Origin of the sequence: Streptomyces sp. NBC_00691 (assembly GCF_036226665.1) — a bacterium.
Lineage (GTDB): Bacteria > Actinomycetota > Actinomycetes > Streptomycetales > Streptomycetaceae > Streptomyces.
Genome location: NZ_CP109007.1, coordinates 1,388,823 through 1,402,366 on the forward strand (window position 1 = coordinate 1,388,823; position 13,544 = coordinate 1,402,366).

13 protein-coding genes are annotated in these 13,544 nt (G+C 72.9%); 5 read left to right on the plus strand and 8 right to left on the minus strand.

Annotated elements, in window-relative coordinates; genetic code table 11:
- Positions 1-7: 7 nt before the first annotated feature.
- From OG392_RS06120 to OG392_RS06155, 8 genes are all read right to left on the minus strand, one after another.
- The gene (locus OG392_RS06120; protein WP_329276421.1) at positions 8-991 is read right to left on the minus strand and encodes an ABC transporter ATP-binding protein; all 984 of its coding nucleotides are present in this window, start codon (positions 989-991) and stop codon (positions 8-10) included.
- Entirely contained in the window at positions 984-1,997 is a 1,014-nt protein-coding gene (locus tag OG392_RS06125) for an ABC transporter ATP-binding protein (protein WP_329276423.1), read from the minus strand. The genes OG392_RS06120 and OG392_RS06125 overlap by 8 nt, the downstream gene beginning before the upstream one ends.
- Entirely contained in the window at positions 1,994-2,848 is an 855-nt protein-coding gene (locus OG392_RS06130) for an ABC transporter permease (RefSeq protein WP_329276425.1), read from the minus strand. Before OG392_RS06130 ends, OG392_RS06125 begins: the two co-directional genes overlap by 4 nt.
- Positions 2,845-3,804 carry an ABC transporter permease gene (locus tag OG392_RS06135; RefSeq protein WP_329276427.1) on the minus strand — a complete coding sequence of 320 codons (960 nt, stop codon included), beginning with the start codon at positions 3,802-3,804 and terminating at the stop codon, positions 2,845-2,847. The genes OG392_RS06130 and OG392_RS06135 overlap by 4 nt, the downstream gene beginning before the upstream one ends.
- Positions 3,801-5,474, minus strand: a complete 1,674-nt coding sequence (locus tag OG392_RS06140; protein ID WP_329276429.1) for an ABC transporter substrate-binding protein — start codon at positions 5,472-5,474, stop codon at positions 3,801-3,803. Before OG392_RS06140 ends, OG392_RS06135 begins: the two co-directional genes overlap by 4 nt.
- A 96-nt stretch (positions 5,475-5,570) precedes the next feature.
- Entirely contained in the window at positions 5,571-6,584 is a 1,014-nt protein-coding gene (locus tag OG392_RS06145) for an agmatine deiminase family protein (RefSeq protein WP_329276431.1), read from the minus strand.
- Positions 6,585-7,161: 577 nt separating this feature from the next.
- Positions 7,162-7,737, minus strand: coding sequence for a TetR/AcrR family transcriptional regulator (locus OG392_RS06150; protein ID WP_329276433.1), 576 nt, complete (start codon positions 7,735-7,737; stop codon positions 7,162-7,164).
- 105 nt (positions 7,738-7,842) lie between these two features.
- Positions 7,843-9,555, minus strand: coding sequence for a serine/threonine-protein kinase (locus OG392_RS06155; protein WP_329276435.1), 1,713 nt, complete (start codon positions 9,553-9,555; stop codon positions 7,843-7,845).
- An 88-nt stretch (positions 9,556-9,643) separates the two neighbouring features.
- Here OG392_RS06155 and OG392_RS06160 point away from each other — a divergent pair, with 88 nt between their 5' ends.
- The 5 genes from OG392_RS06160 (at position 9,644) to OG392_RS06180 (ending at position 13,507) form a co-directional block, all read left to right on the plus strand.
- Positions 9,644-10,060 (plus strand): hypothetical protein, encoded by a 417-nt coding sequence (locus tag OG392_RS06160; RefSeq protein WP_329276437.1) that lies wholly within the window; start codon positions 9,644-9,646, stop codon positions 10,058-10,060.
- Positions 10,061-10,121: 61 nt separating this feature from the next.
- Positions 10,122-11,153 (plus strand): hypothetical protein, encoded by a 1,032-nt coding sequence (locus OG392_RS06165; RefSeq protein ID WP_329276439.1) that lies wholly within the window; start codon positions 10,122-10,124, stop codon positions 11,151-11,153.
- A 292-nt stretch (positions 11,154-11,445) separates the two neighbouring features.
- On the plus strand, positions 11,446-12,087 hold the full coding sequence (locus OG392_RS06170) for a TetR/AcrR family transcriptional regulator (protein WP_329287096.1): 642 nt from the start codon (positions 11,446-11,448) through the stop codon (positions 12,085-12,087).
- A gap of 108 nt (positions 12,088-12,195) precedes the next feature.
- Complete coding sequence (locus OG392_RS06175) at positions 12,196-12,654, plus strand: group II truncated hemoglobin (RefSeq protein WP_329276441.1); 459 nt, start codon at positions 12,196-12,198, stop codon at positions 12,652-12,654.
- 97 nt (positions 12,655-12,751) lie between these two features.
- A complete protein-coding gene (locus OG392_RS06180) occupies positions 12,752-13,507 on the plus strand; it encodes an adenosylcobinamide amidohydrolase (protein WP_329276443.1) in 756 nt (251 codons plus the stop codon).
- The last annotated feature ends 37 nt before the right edge of the window (positions 13,508-13,544 follow it).

Sequence of the window (13,544 nt, forward strand, 5' to 3'; positions counted from 1 at the left end):
GGCGGCCCTACAGCGCCCGGCGGGCGGCCGCGATCCGCTCCGGATCCCAGCCGGGGCGTGGCACGGACTCCAGGAGCAGCCGGGTGTACGGGTGTTGCGGAGCGGCGAGCACCTCGGCGGTGCGCCCCGCCTCCACGACCGCGCCGTGCCGCATGACGATGACGTCGTCGGTGACGCACCGGACCACGCCCAGGTCATGGGTGATGAAGAGGTAGCCGATCGAGGTCTGCTCCCGGATGTCGGCGAGCAGGTTGAGGATCTGTGCCTGCACGGACACGTCGAGCGCGGCGACGGCCTCGTCCAGGACGAGGACGGCCGGCTCCACGGCGAGGGCCCGGGCGATGGCCACGCGCTGCCGCTGGCCGCCCGAGAGCCGGCGGGGCAGCGCGTCGGCGGCACGCGTCCCGAGACCGACCTGGTCGAGCAGTTCCCGCACCCGCCGGTCGTGGTCCCGCTCCGGGAAGTGGAGCCGTAGCGTCTCGAGGAGGGCCGCCTCGACGCTGGTCCGCGGATCGAGGGACTGCAGCGGGTCCTGGAAGACCATCTGGACCTCGCGGGCACGGGCGAGGCGCTGCGCGCGGCCGCGGCGTCGCACGGTCCGGGACCGGCCCCGCACATGGACCTCGCCCTCGTCCGCCCGCTCCAGGCCGACGACGATCCGGGCCGTGGTGGTCTTGCCCGAGCCGGACTCCCCCACGATGCCCAGGGACCCGCCGTGCGGCAGCGTGAAGGACACGTCGTCGACGGCCCGTACGGCTCCGTAGCTACGGCGCAGGCCCTTGACGACCAGGACGTCCCCGGCGTTCTCGCCGTACCAGGCGTCCTCGGCGTGGTGTGCGGCCGCCCTGGAGGTCACGGCGTTCTCCGCGCTCCCGGTGTACTTCCCGCCGTCCGAGGCGCGCTCCTCGTTCGCTCCGCTCTCGGCGTTCTCGGCGCGCTCCGTGCTGTCGGTGGCCTCGGCGTTCACAGCGGTCTCGGCGTGATCAGGCATCGACGGCGCTCCCTTCGAGCCGGTCGCTGTGGTGACAGGCGGCCTGGTGTCCCGGCCGCCCCGGGGCGGGCAGCGCCACCGGGGCCTGCTGGTCGCAGAGTTCGGTGGCGAGCGCGCAACGGGCGGCGAAGGCGCAGCCGTCGAGCGTCACCCGGAGGTCCGGAGGCTGACCGTCGATGGCGGCGAGCCGCCCCCGCGGATTCTCCAGGCGGGGGGTGGAGGCCAGGAGAGCCGCCGTGTAGGGGTGGCGGGGCCGCGCGAAGATCTCTTCCGCGGGCCCGCTCTCCGCGATCCGCCCGGCGTACATGACGTACACCCGGTCGCTGATCGCGGCCGCGAGGTCGAGGTCGTGGGTGACGAACAGCAGCCCGGTGCCGAACCGTTCGCGCAGCTTGCCGAGGAGGGCGATGACCTCGGCCTGGGTGGTGACGTCCAGGGCGGTGGTGGGCTCGTCGGCGAGCAGCAGGGCCGGGTCCCCCATCAACGCGGCCGCGATCATGACGCGTTGCAGCATGCCGCCGGACACCTGGCTGGGGTACTTGACCAGCGCCATGTCGTCCAGGCCCACCGCTTCGAGGAGTTCGACGGCGCGCGCGGTCGCCTGCGCCGCGGTCATCGTCCTGGTCGCGCGGACGCTCTCGGTGAGGAAGTCGCCGATGCGCCGGAGCGGGTTGATGGCCGCCCGCGGGTCCTGGAAGATCATGGCCACGGTGCCCGTACGCAGGGCGCGCAGCCGGTCGGCGTCGAGGGTGAGGACGTCCTGGCCGTCGACGAGGACGCTGCCCCCGGTGACGGCTCCCGGCGGCAGGAGGCGCAGTGCGCTGCGGGAGGTGATGCTCTTCCCGGAGCCGGACTCGCCGACGAGCGCCACGGTCTCCCCCGTGTGGACGGTGAGGTCGATCCCGTCGAGGACGGGCCGTGCCGTGCCGGGCAGGGTGATCCGGAGCCCGTGGATGTCGAGTGCCGGCCTGTCGGAGTGGTTCACCGGCCTGTCGGATGTGTTCATCGGTCTCTCCTGGCGACGCGGTCGGCCCAGCGCTCTCCGACCACGTTGAACGCGACGACGGTGAGCACGATCAGGACGCTGGGCAGGATCGCGGACAGCGGGTAGCCCTGCTGGACGGCCGTCTGCCCGTCGAAGACCATGCGACCCCAGTCGGGGGTGAGCGCAGGTACGCCGAGCCCGAGGAAGGAGAGGCCGGCGAGGTCCATGAGGGCGTAGCCGAAGTTGATGGTGGACTGGGCGAGGACGATGGGGGCGATGTTGGGGAGGATGTGGCGCAGGCAGATCTGGAGCGCCGAATGGCCCTGGACCAGATAGGCGCTGACGTACGGACGCTCGCGTTCGGCGAGGACCAGCGAGCGCGTCAGCCGGCTGACGTAGGGCAGGTAGGCGATGGCGAGGGCGATGACCGGGGCCAGCAGCCCCTCCCCGTAGATCGAGATGATCAGGATCGCGAGCAGCATGCCGGGGAAGGCGAAGACGAGTTCGGTGCTGCGGGAGAGCACCGAGTCGAGCCAGCCGCCCCGCCAGGCCGCGGCCGTGCCGATCACGACACCGGCGAGGGTGGAGAAGAGGACCACCCCGAGCGGGCCGAGCAGCGAGGTGCGGGCGCCGAGGAGCAGTCGGGAGAAGGTGTCGCGGCCCGCCGCGTCCACGCCGAGGAGGTGCTCGGCGGAGGGTCCGGCGAGCGCGTTGCCGAGATCGACGGCGTTGGGGTCGTACGGCACGACGAGGGAGGCGAGGAGCGCCCCGGCGACGACGAGGACGACGAAGCCCAGACAGACGAGGTGGAGCGGCGACCGGGCCGTGCGGAGCTTGGCGAGGCCGGGCCGGCGGGTGAGGACGGCGGTCATGCGGAGGAGCTCCTCGATCCGAGGGTGATCCGCGGGTCGACCAGCGGGAGCAGCAGGTCGACGATGAGGTTCACGATCATGAACAGGGCGACGATGATCAGCGAGATGGCCTGGACGGTCGGGAAGTCCTTGGTGGTCGTCGACAGCTCCAGGAGCTGGCCGATGCCGCCGATGCCGAACGCGGTCTCGACGAGGATCGTGCAGACCAGGAGGGTCGAGACGATCAATCCGCCGGTGGTCAGGACGGTGCCGAGGGAGTTGCGGAAGACATGGCGGAGGATCACCTGGCGCTCCGGGACGCCCCGGCTGCGGGCCACGGTGACGTGCTCGCTGTCGAGGGCCTCCAGCATCGCCGAGCGGGTGACCCGGGCGAGCATGCCGATCAGATAGAGCGCGAGCGCGATGGCGGGCAGGGTCAGGTGCCAGAGTTCGTCGAGGAGGCCCTCGCCGGCGCCGCCGCTCGGGAACCAGCCGAGTCTCACCGCGAACAGGGCTTGGAGCAGGACGGCCGCGACGAAGGACGGGGTGCCGAGGGCGAACGTGGTGGTGACGAGGACGGCGGAGTCGGTCGCTCCGCCGCGTACGGCGGAGACCCAGCCGAGCACCAGGCCGATCACCACCACCACGATCAGTGCCATCGCGATCAGCAGCAGCGTGGTCGGCAGCCGGTCGGCGAGGAGCCGGGACACGTCGACGCGGTACGTGATGGACCGCCCGAAGTCGCCGTGGAGCATGTCCCTGAGCCAGCTGAGGTAGCGGACGAAGAACGGGTCGTCCAGGTGGTACTGGGCGTTGATCGCGGCAAGCGCGTCCGGCGAGGCCGAGCGGCCCGAGAGCAGGAAGCTCGCGGGGCTGCCCGGCGCCAGGTACATCGCGCCGAAGACCACGAACGACGCCACGAGGAGGGTGACGGCCATCTCCGTCACCCGTCGGACGGCGAATCTCGCGAAGTTCACTGCGCGGCCCCCACGTCGGCGGCCCACGGGTAGTACATGTACGCGATGGTGGTGGGGGCGCCGGTGATCCTCTTGTTCAGGAAGACGGCGGTGGGCCACTCGGCGACTGGGATCCACAGCAGGTTCTCGGCGGCGTGCCTCTGCAGCTCCGACTCGATCGTCAGGCGCTTGTCCGGGTCGTACTCGGCGGTGGCCCGCGCGACCCCCTCGTCGTACGTCGTGTCGCTGTAGCCGGCGAAGTTCATGTACGCGCCGGTCTTGAAGTTCTGCAGCAGGTCGAGCGGGTCGGTGATCGAGTCGTAGTAGGTGAGCGGGAACATGTCGATGCCCTCGCGCGCCTCGGGGTCGGTGAACAGCGCGGTGAACGCGTTGGGCGCGATGGTCCTGAGCCGGATGTCGAGACCGATCCGGGCCCCCGCGGCCTGCACGGCGGTGGCGAGCAGGGAGACGTCCTGGCCGATGGAGCTGGTGGCGACGGTGAGGGTCTTCCCGGTGGCGCCCGCCTCCTTCACCAGCGCCTTGGCCTTCTCGATGTCGGGCGTGATCTGCGGGAGGCCGTCGAGGGCCTTCCTCCTGGTGGGCTCCGAGCCGGCCGTCCAGGCCGCGCGGGTGGTGAGCGAGTTCGTGACGGTGCCCGCGCCGCCGAGTCCCGCCTTCACGAAGCCGGAGCGGTCCAGGGCGAGGGAGAGCGCCTTGCGGACGCGGACGTCGCCGAGCGGGCCCTTCATGTTCGTGATGTTGACGTTGACGGTGCTGAGGCCCTCGCCGAAGGAGAGGGTGCCGACGCCGCTGCCCTGGAGGCGGCCGTAGCTCTCGGTCGGGATGAGGTATCCGCCGTCGGCCTCGCCGCTGAGCATGGCGTTCGTACGGGCGGAGGGGTCCGTCATGAACCGGAAGACGACCTTGCCGGACTTGGCCCTCTTCCCCCAGTAGCCGTCGAAGCGGTCGAGCTCGACGGACTGGCCCTTGTTCCAGGTGCCGAGGGAGAACGGTCCGGTGCAGGCGAGTCCGCCCGAGGTGCCGTAGTCCTTGCCGGCCGCCTCGACCCCTGCCTTGGAGGCGATCACACCGGCGGCGGTCGCCATGTACTGGGGGAACTGGGAGTCGGGCTTCCTGAGCTTGACGGTGACCTGGAGCGGGCCCGTCTTCCGTATGGAGGCGACGTTCTCGAAGTTCTGCGCCCAGGCCGCCGCGTTGTCCGGGTCCCGCTGCCGGCCGAGGCTGTACACGACGTCGTCGGCGCTCATGGTCCTGCCGTCGTGGAAGCGCACCCCGCCGCGGAGGTCGTACACCCAGGTGGTCGGGTCGGGGTTGGACGCCTTCTCGGCGAGCCCCGGTTCGAGGGTGAGCCCCGGCGTCCAGCGCATCAGGCTCTCGCAGACGTTGGACAGGATGGTGTTCTGCGGGTAGTCGAACGCCACGGTGTAGTCGAGCGTCGGCGGCTCCGCGTACACGGCCCATGTGAAGGAGTCGATCCCGCCCTTGGCGGCGGGCGTGGTCTTCGAGAGGGTGACACCGCCGGTGCTCGCCCCGTCCTTGGGCGGTCCCGCGCAGGACACGACGAGGGCCGCCGTCGTCAGGAGGGCGGCCGCGGCGGCGCGGCGGCCGCCGGACGGACGGCCCCGGGAGACGCTGCCGCGTCTGCCGGTGCGGGGTGCGGGTGTGGTCATCGTCGCGCTCTCTTTCCGTACGGTCTGTGCGTACGCGATGGGGGAGGCTGCCGGACCGCGGGGACGGTCCGGCAGGAGCGATCGGTCCGGTCCGGGTTACGCGAGGGGGCGGGCGACGGGGATCTGCTGCGTGATGCAGTGCACTCCCCCGCCACCGAACGCGATCGCGAGCGCCTGCACGCCGACCACCTTGTGGTCCGGGTAGGCGGCGGCGATCACCGCGAGCGCGTCGTCGTCCTGGGGCAGTCCCGCCACGGGGACGACGACGCCGCCGTTGGCGACGTAGTAGTTCAGGTACGACACCTCGACCTCGCCGTCGGCCACGTCGACGAACGCGGCCTGCGGAACGTCGACGATCTCCAGCGACCGGCCCCGGGCGTCGGTGGTGGCCTCCAGGACCGCACGGTTGGCACGCATCCGGGCGTAGTCGGGGTGCGCGGGGTCGTCCGGCAGCGAGACGACGACCTTGCCGGGCGCGGCGAAGGCGCAGACGCCGTCGACGTGGCCGTCCGTCTCCGTGTCCAGGAGGCCTCCGTACGGAAGCCATACGACCTTGGTCACGCCGAGACGGGATGTCAGCTCGGCCTCGATCTCGTCCCGGTTCATGCCGGGGTTCCTGTTGGGGTGCAGCAGGCACTGCTCGGTCGTGATCAGCGTGCCCTCGCCGTCGACCGTGATCGCCCCGCCCTCCAGGATCATCTCGGAGGCGATGCGCTCGACACCGAGGTGCTCCAGGAGCAGACCGCTGATCCGGTCGTCGGAGTCGTACGGGTGGTGCTTGCGGCCCCAGGCGTTGAAGCGGAAGTCGACGCCGGCGCGGCGCCCGTCGCCGTCGAGCACGAACAGCGGGGCGGAGTCGCGGAACCAGGAGTCGTCCAGGGGAAGCTCCACGACGGTGATCCCGCTGCCGCAGTGGGCGCGGGCGTCGTCGCCGTGGCCGAGCGGGGCGACCATCGTCACCGGCTCGAACGCGGCGATGGCCCTGGCGACGTTCGCGTACTCCTCCTTGACGTCGTTCAGCACACTGCCCCAGAGGTCGGGGCGGGTGGGCCAGGCCATGAGGCAGCCCTCGTGCTCGGCCCACTCGGCGGGCATACGGAATGCGGTCATTCGAGAACTCTCTTCTCTCGCCAGAGATACCGGTCGGTGGCGGAAGCGCGGCACAAGGCCGAATCAGGCCACGGACAAGTACGTGGTGGATGGAATCTTCTCCTCGACTGAAATTTCAGTCAAGAGAGAATGCGTGGGTCGTTCACTCGGAAACGGAACGGCACGGGCCAGAGGGGACGGAGACGGCCGAGGGCGGACGTCCGGGGGGGTCGGCGCCCCCCGGAGCACGGGGCCCCGAGCCTCACACGGCCAACGGCCCGAGGGCCGCAGGTCCGCCGGACCGAGTCACGGCCCCGCGGCCCGCAGGGCGGCGAAGGCCGAGAGGGCCCGGCGGGCAGGGGGAGCCGGGGTACGGATGCGACGGCAGTCCGTTCGCCCTCACTGTGGCATTGACTGAAAAAACAGTCAATGCTTGGGAGGGAACGCCGGGCCGGTCACGGCGGAGACGCCCGGGAGCGGTGAGGCGCAGGGGCGGGGACGTGAAGGCCCGCGCGTGGTCGCACGCCAGGAACGTCTGGTCGCGCGACCGCGGACCGCGTGCGCGCGCTCCGGCGGGGCGCGTGCACGCGCCCCCCGCTCAGCGGAGCGCGGTCAGCTCCGCCTCGACCGCGCCGAGCAGCAACGCGCGCGCGTGGTCGATCTTGATCCCGCCGCCGAGCCAGCGCATGCTCAGTCCCTCCAGCAGGGCGGTGAGCCGCTCCCCCGCGGCGGCGAGCGCCGACGCGGACGCCATGGGGCGCACCTGGCCGAGGAGGACGGCAACGTCCTGGGCCCACATCAGGGTGGCCCGGGCGAGGTCCTCGCGGAGCAGCTCGTCGAAGACGGCACTCGCCCTCAACTCACCCCAGGCCGCGCTGTTCTCCCGTACCTCCACGGTGTCCTGAAGCTCCAGGAGGAGCGTGCCCTCGAGTTCCTCGCGCGGGCTCAGCGGCGGGGCGTCCGGGTCGCGGTCGCTCGTGTAGCGCTCGGCGCGCTGACTGATGAACTCCAGTGTGTGGCGCAGGATCCCGGAGCGGTCCTTGAAGTAGTAGTAGATCAAGGCCGTGGAGACGCCGGCCTCGGCCGCGAGCTCCTCCACCCGCAGCCCGCGGATCCCGCGACGGGCGATGACCCGTGCTGCCGCTTCGAGGATCTGAGTACTACGAGATGCCATGTCCGCACCCTACCCGGCGGTGATCCGGCCGGATCCGCGGCCCATGGGCGGCCGACCGGCCCCCGCCCTGCGCGCTGTTGGGGACGGAGCGCACGGGTCGCCGGCTCACCCGTCGCGCCGGTGCCGGTCGAGGACGACGGTCACGGAGCCGCCGTCCCCGGCGGCCTCGACCAGGCGCGCGATCACGATCTCCTTCTGGTCCGCGCCGCGCACGCAGAAGGGCCGTTCGTCGGCGAGTTCGGCGAACGGCAGCGTCGTCACCGGTTCCGACTCGATCCCGCGGGCGCAGTCGGCCGGGGTCAGCGCGTCGCCGCCCGCGATGAAGGCGTCGCTCTCCTCGGGCAGCACGAACGCCTTGTCCGTGCGGGCGAGGTACCAGGCGGCCGTCTCCCCGGGAACGACCTTGCCCGTCGTGAGATCGAACTCGTACGACGCGTCGGGCGAGGTGAGCGTGACGCCCGTGTACCCGGCCGTGTAGGAGGCGGCACCGGACGGCTTGGGCGCGCCGCTGGAGGGCTGCACGCTGATGGGCGGCCGCGCCGAGGGTTCGCCGGTGGCGCCGGCCGGATCCGGCCCCTCCTCCGGCGGAGGGTCGAGGTAGTAGACGGCCGCTCCGCCCACGACGAGCGCGAGGAGCGCCACGAGGACCGTGAGGAGCAGTCGGCCGCCACGACGGGGCGCCCTGCGCGACGAAGGGGCGTGCGCCCGAGCACCGGGGTGAGCCTCCGGCCGGTGAACCTCCGGCCCTCCGGGCGGAGCCGTGCCCGTACCGCCGAGGGAACCCGCACTGCCGGCGGGGCTCGTACCACCGGAGGAGCCGGTCACCGCGTCGGCTGCCTCGTGGGGGCTCCGTGAGGAGAACGCGGTGGCCGTGACCGTGGGCTGGACATGGGGCGGCCCCGGTCCCCCGCCGTGGCCCGCGAGGTCGGCGCTGACGGGGTGGGGCAGCCAGTCGTCGGCGAACTCCGGCCGCGGCCCCACGGCGGGATGGGCGTGGACGGCCGCGATCAGCGCGGCGGTCGAGGGGCGGTCCTCCGGGCGCTTGGCCAGGCAGCGTCCGAGCAGGTCGCGCAGGACGGCGGGGACAAAGGACAGGTCGGGTGCCTCGTGGACCACCCGGTACAGCGCGGCGGATTCCGGCCCGCTCCCGAAGGGCGGTGCTCCGCCGGAGACGTACACGGCGAGCGCGCCCAGCGCGAACACATCGGTCGCCGCCGTCGCCCGGAGCCCCAGCGCCTGCTCGGGCGCCATGAAGGCGGCGGTGCCGATCCGCAGGCCCGCCCCGGTCAGCGCGGTGGCGTCGGCCGCCCGCGCGATCCCGAAGTCGATCACCCGGGGGCCGTCCGCGGCGATCAGCACGTTGGCGGGCTTGAGGTCACGGTGGACGACGCCCACACCGTGGATGCCCTGCAGCGCCTCGGCGATACCGGCCACGAGCAGGAGGACGGTGCGCACCGGGAGCGGTCCGTGCCGCTGGACGACCTGTTGCAGGCTGGGTCCGGGGACGTACGCCGTCGCCAGCCACGGCGTACGGGCGTCCACGCCGTGGTCGACCACCTGCGCGGTGAACAGGCCGTGGATCCGCCGGGCGCTGGCCACCTCCTGGGCGAAGCGCTCGCGGAACTCGGGGTCGGCGGCGAACTCGGCCCGCACCGCCTTCAGGGCGATCGGACGCCCTCCGGGGGTGTACGCCAGGTACACGACGCCCATGCCGCCCGCGCCCAGCCGTGCGTGGAGGCGGTACCCGCCGATCTCGCGGGGGTCGTCGGAGGACAGAGCCGTATGGGCGGGCTGTACACCGGGAAGCTGAGCGGACATGCGGTGGCTCTTTCGGCAGGTGGAACGGAGCGACGAGCGACGCTCCCCGCATCGTGCCCTTAACTAAAGTTTCAGTCAATGTGAGACGATGGCGGGCCATGACCGGCGACACCGGACGACGAAGGGACTCCATGGCGGCGGACCGCAGAACCGCGACGCGCTCGGCTTCCTCACCGACGGCCGTCGCGCGGGAGTCGCCGCTCGCGGCGGCCGGCACCGTCAGGGTGCCGGAGGCGGGGCGCGCAGCCAGCGCTCCGCCCTCGGCGATGCGCTCCTGGGCGGTCAGCACCGCCCTGTCGACGGTGGCCCGCTCCTGGTCGCGCAGAAGGACGACGGTGGTGCCGGCCAGGGCGAGCAGTACGAGGAGCAGGGCGGCCATCGGCGGGCGGACGCCGCCGAGCAGCGGCATGTCGGCGCGGCGCCGGGTCTTGTGGCGGCGTCGCGAGCGCCGTGGCACCGCCCGGAGCGGGGACCCGGATGCGGGACGCGGGTGGCGTCCTGTTGAATCGGAGGCCATGCGGTCTTCGTTCATCTCCGGTTCAGCTCCTCAGCCAGGCGCGGGCGCCGTGCGCCGCCGTCTGCGGACCGGGGCCCGCTCCGCGGCGACCGCCCGACGTCCTTCCGCCGCGGCGTGCGCGGTCCTGCTGGCCCTCGTCGCGCTCGGCGCGACCGGCTGCTCGAACGGCTCCGACGGCGCGTCGGCGACGCGGCCCTCCGGGTCCGGGGCGTCGGCCGAGAAGGTCGTCGACCTCAGGAGCCGGATCACCGCCTTCACCGGGCAGCTCTCCGCGGACGGCGGCTACCGGGGGCCCGATCTCGCGCAGCGCCGTGTGGTGGCGGACGGCGTCCGCCTCACCCTCGACGGCGAGCTGTCGGCGGCGGGCGAGCGGCTCGCAGAGGTCGGCTGGACCGTGCGGACCCTGCGGGACCGGAACCACGGCCGCGAGTTCGCCGAGCTGGCCGACAAGGACGCAGATGCGGCCCGGGAGCGTGGCTGGGGGCGTGTGTACGTGAGCCTGGACGGCGGACGGGCGCGCTGGACCGTGCAGGCGCCCCATCCGGTCGCCGATCAGCACAGCGAGCGGCTCGCCGTCGACACCCTGCTCTCGGCGCCCCGCGGCGTCCTGGTCCTGGCGGGCGCGCACCGCGACGCGGGCGCGGGGGACGCCGCTGATGTCGCGCACCGCGAGGACACCGTGTTCGACGCGGTCTGCGACATGCTCGCCGGGCAGGGGTTGCCGGCGCTGCAGGTGCACGGTTTCGCCGACGGCTCGCTGCCGGGCAGGGACGTGGTCGTCTCCACCGGTCGCGGGAACGCGGCAGGTCGGCAGGCGGAGCAGCTCGCGGACGCCCTCGACCTGCGCGGACTGACCGTGTGCCGCGCGGCCCGGGAGGAGTGCGGCAGCCTGGAGGGCCGCAAGAACGTCCAGGGCGTACGGGCCGACGCGCTCGGAGTACCGTTCCTGCACGTCGAGTTCAATCGCTCGGTGCGCGGCGGCAGGGAGTCGGCCGAGGACGCGGTCGGCGCGCTCGGCGAGGTGACGCGGTCCTGGACCGAGGGTCCGGCCCCGGCCGCGCCGCCGGCTCCGGGGTCCTGAGGTTCCGCGTCCTGAGGTTCCGCGTCCTGAGGTTCCGCGTCCTGAGATTCCGCGTCCTGAGGTCCCGTGACCCGCCCTCCCCCACGAACGGTGCCCGGACGCGGTCGATCCCGTACGGGGCCTCTGGGGCGCTTCACCAGCCGGTCTCGGCCGGAGAGCCGCGAGGCCCAGACCGCCTCCCGACCCCACCGACGGGCCCCTCGGAGAATCCGACTAAATATTCAGTCAGCATGAGATACTCCGAGCGACGACAAGGAGGCACGACGTGGCCACAGACCGCCGGACGGCGATCATGGAGGGGGCTGCCCGAGTCATAGCGCGGCGCGGGGTACGCGGACTGCGGGTGGAGGAACTGGCGGTCGAGGCCGGGGTGTCCACCGCGCTGATCTACTACCACTTCAAGGACCGGGCGGGCATCCTGCGCCACACGCTGGAGTTCATCAGCGACCGGGCCGATCGGTACACGGCGGCGGATGAGGAGGCGGGCCTCGGGTCGGGCGAGGCCTTCGACGCTCCCGGGGAACTGGAACGTTCGCTGCTCCTGGAGTTCCAGGACCTGCCCGAGGTCCGGGAGAACAGCACGGCGTGGGGCGAGCTGCGGGCCAGCGCGGTCTTCGACCCTGAGCTGCGCTCCGAGCTCGCCCGCGCCGGCCTGACCTGGGTCCACGATGTCGCGGCCCTGCTCCGTGAGGCCTGCCCGGCCGTTCCCGCGCCGACTCTCACGGCCTCCGCGGAGCGCCTGACCGCCCTCACGGAGGGACTCAGCACGCGCTGGCTGAGCGGCGCCCTGGGCCTGGACCGCGCCCGCGAACTGATGCGGGCGGCGATCGCCGTGGAGCTGAGCCATCTGAGTCGCCGCTGGCCGCCGGAGACCTGGGACACGGTCGCCCCCGGGGCGTGCCCCGCGCCCCGCCCCGACGTCACCCCGTGCTGAACCCCGGCGGGGCCGCCGCGCCCCCGCCTCGCCGAGAGTGAACATCCTTGGATCCGGGCCGTGTTGTGTGAAAGCTGGCAGGACACATCCCGGATCCGGAGGCCCTCCATGACCGCCGAGCACACGAACACCCTGTACGAGGCCGTGGGCGGCGCCGACGCGCTGCGCCGGCTCTCCGAGACCTTCTACGAGGCGGTCCTGGCCGACCCCCTCCTCGCCCCCGTCTTCGCCGACTTCACCGCGGCCCATGTGGAGCACGTCGCCGTCTGGCTGGCGGAGGTGTTCTCGGGTCCCGCCCAGTTCACGACGGAGCTCGGCGGACACCAGGCCCTGCTCCGCGCGCATCTCGGGCTCGGCATCACGGAGGAACAGCGGCTGCGCTGGATGGAGTTGATGACGGCGGCCGTGGAGAAGGAGCTGCCGGACGACGCCCTGCTGCGCCGCCGGGTGGTGGAGTACTTCGACTGGGGCACCCGCATCGCCGTGGACGTCTCGGCCTCCGCGCCGGGCACGGACCTCGGCGAGCCCGGCCCCACACCGCGCTGGGGCTGGGACGGCCTCGCCTGATCCACGGGGCACCGGGCCGGGTCCTCTCGTCGCACTCCCGCCGTCGCCCGAGGGGCGGGGCATGCGGGAGTCCGACGGCAGGATTTAAGGTGCGGGGGTGCCTACGCGAACCCTTCTGACCAGCGTGTCTCTCGCCGACGCGGCTCTGCTCACCCATACCGAGCAGGGCCGTGACTGGCCCCTGCTGGTGTGGGCTCCGGGGCCGGGCGTCCGCATGGTGTCGAGTGCGGTGCTCGGCGGCGGCATCGGTGAGCGGGAGTGGGTGATCAACGCCCAGGTGCCGCCCGGCTACGACCGGCTCGATCCCGTCGCCCACCTCCGCGACCTGGCCGCCGGGGCGGGGCTCACCGGAGCGGGCGTGGGTCTGATGACGGCCGCCTCGGTCGCGGACCGGTGTCACGCCGAGGACGGCGGTGTACGGGCGGTGGTCACCGCGGGCATAGGGGTACGGGGCTGGGCGGCGGCGCCGGGCGTCGGTGGCCTCACGATCCCGCACCCCGGCACGATCAACATCATCGTGTCCCTGCCGGTCCCGCTCACGGACGCGGCCCTCGTGAACGCGGTCGCCACCGCCACCGAGGCGAAGGTGCAGGCCTTGGTGGAGCTCGGCGCGGACGCCTCGGGCACCCCGACGGACACGGTCTGCGTGGCCGCCCCGATGCCCACCGCCTCGCGCGCCGGCGCCGACTCCGGCCCTCGCACCGGAGCCGGTTCGGGCACCACCAGCCCCAGCAGGACCACAGGCGCCGAAGTCCAGCCCTTCGCCGGCCCGCGCTCCCTGTGGGGCGCCCGCCTGGCCCGAGCGGTCCACGGGGCGACGCGCGCGGCCTGCGCCGGCCTGATCACCCCCTAGAGAGGCGTCTTGCCGACCGGGCCGGATCAGGGAGCGG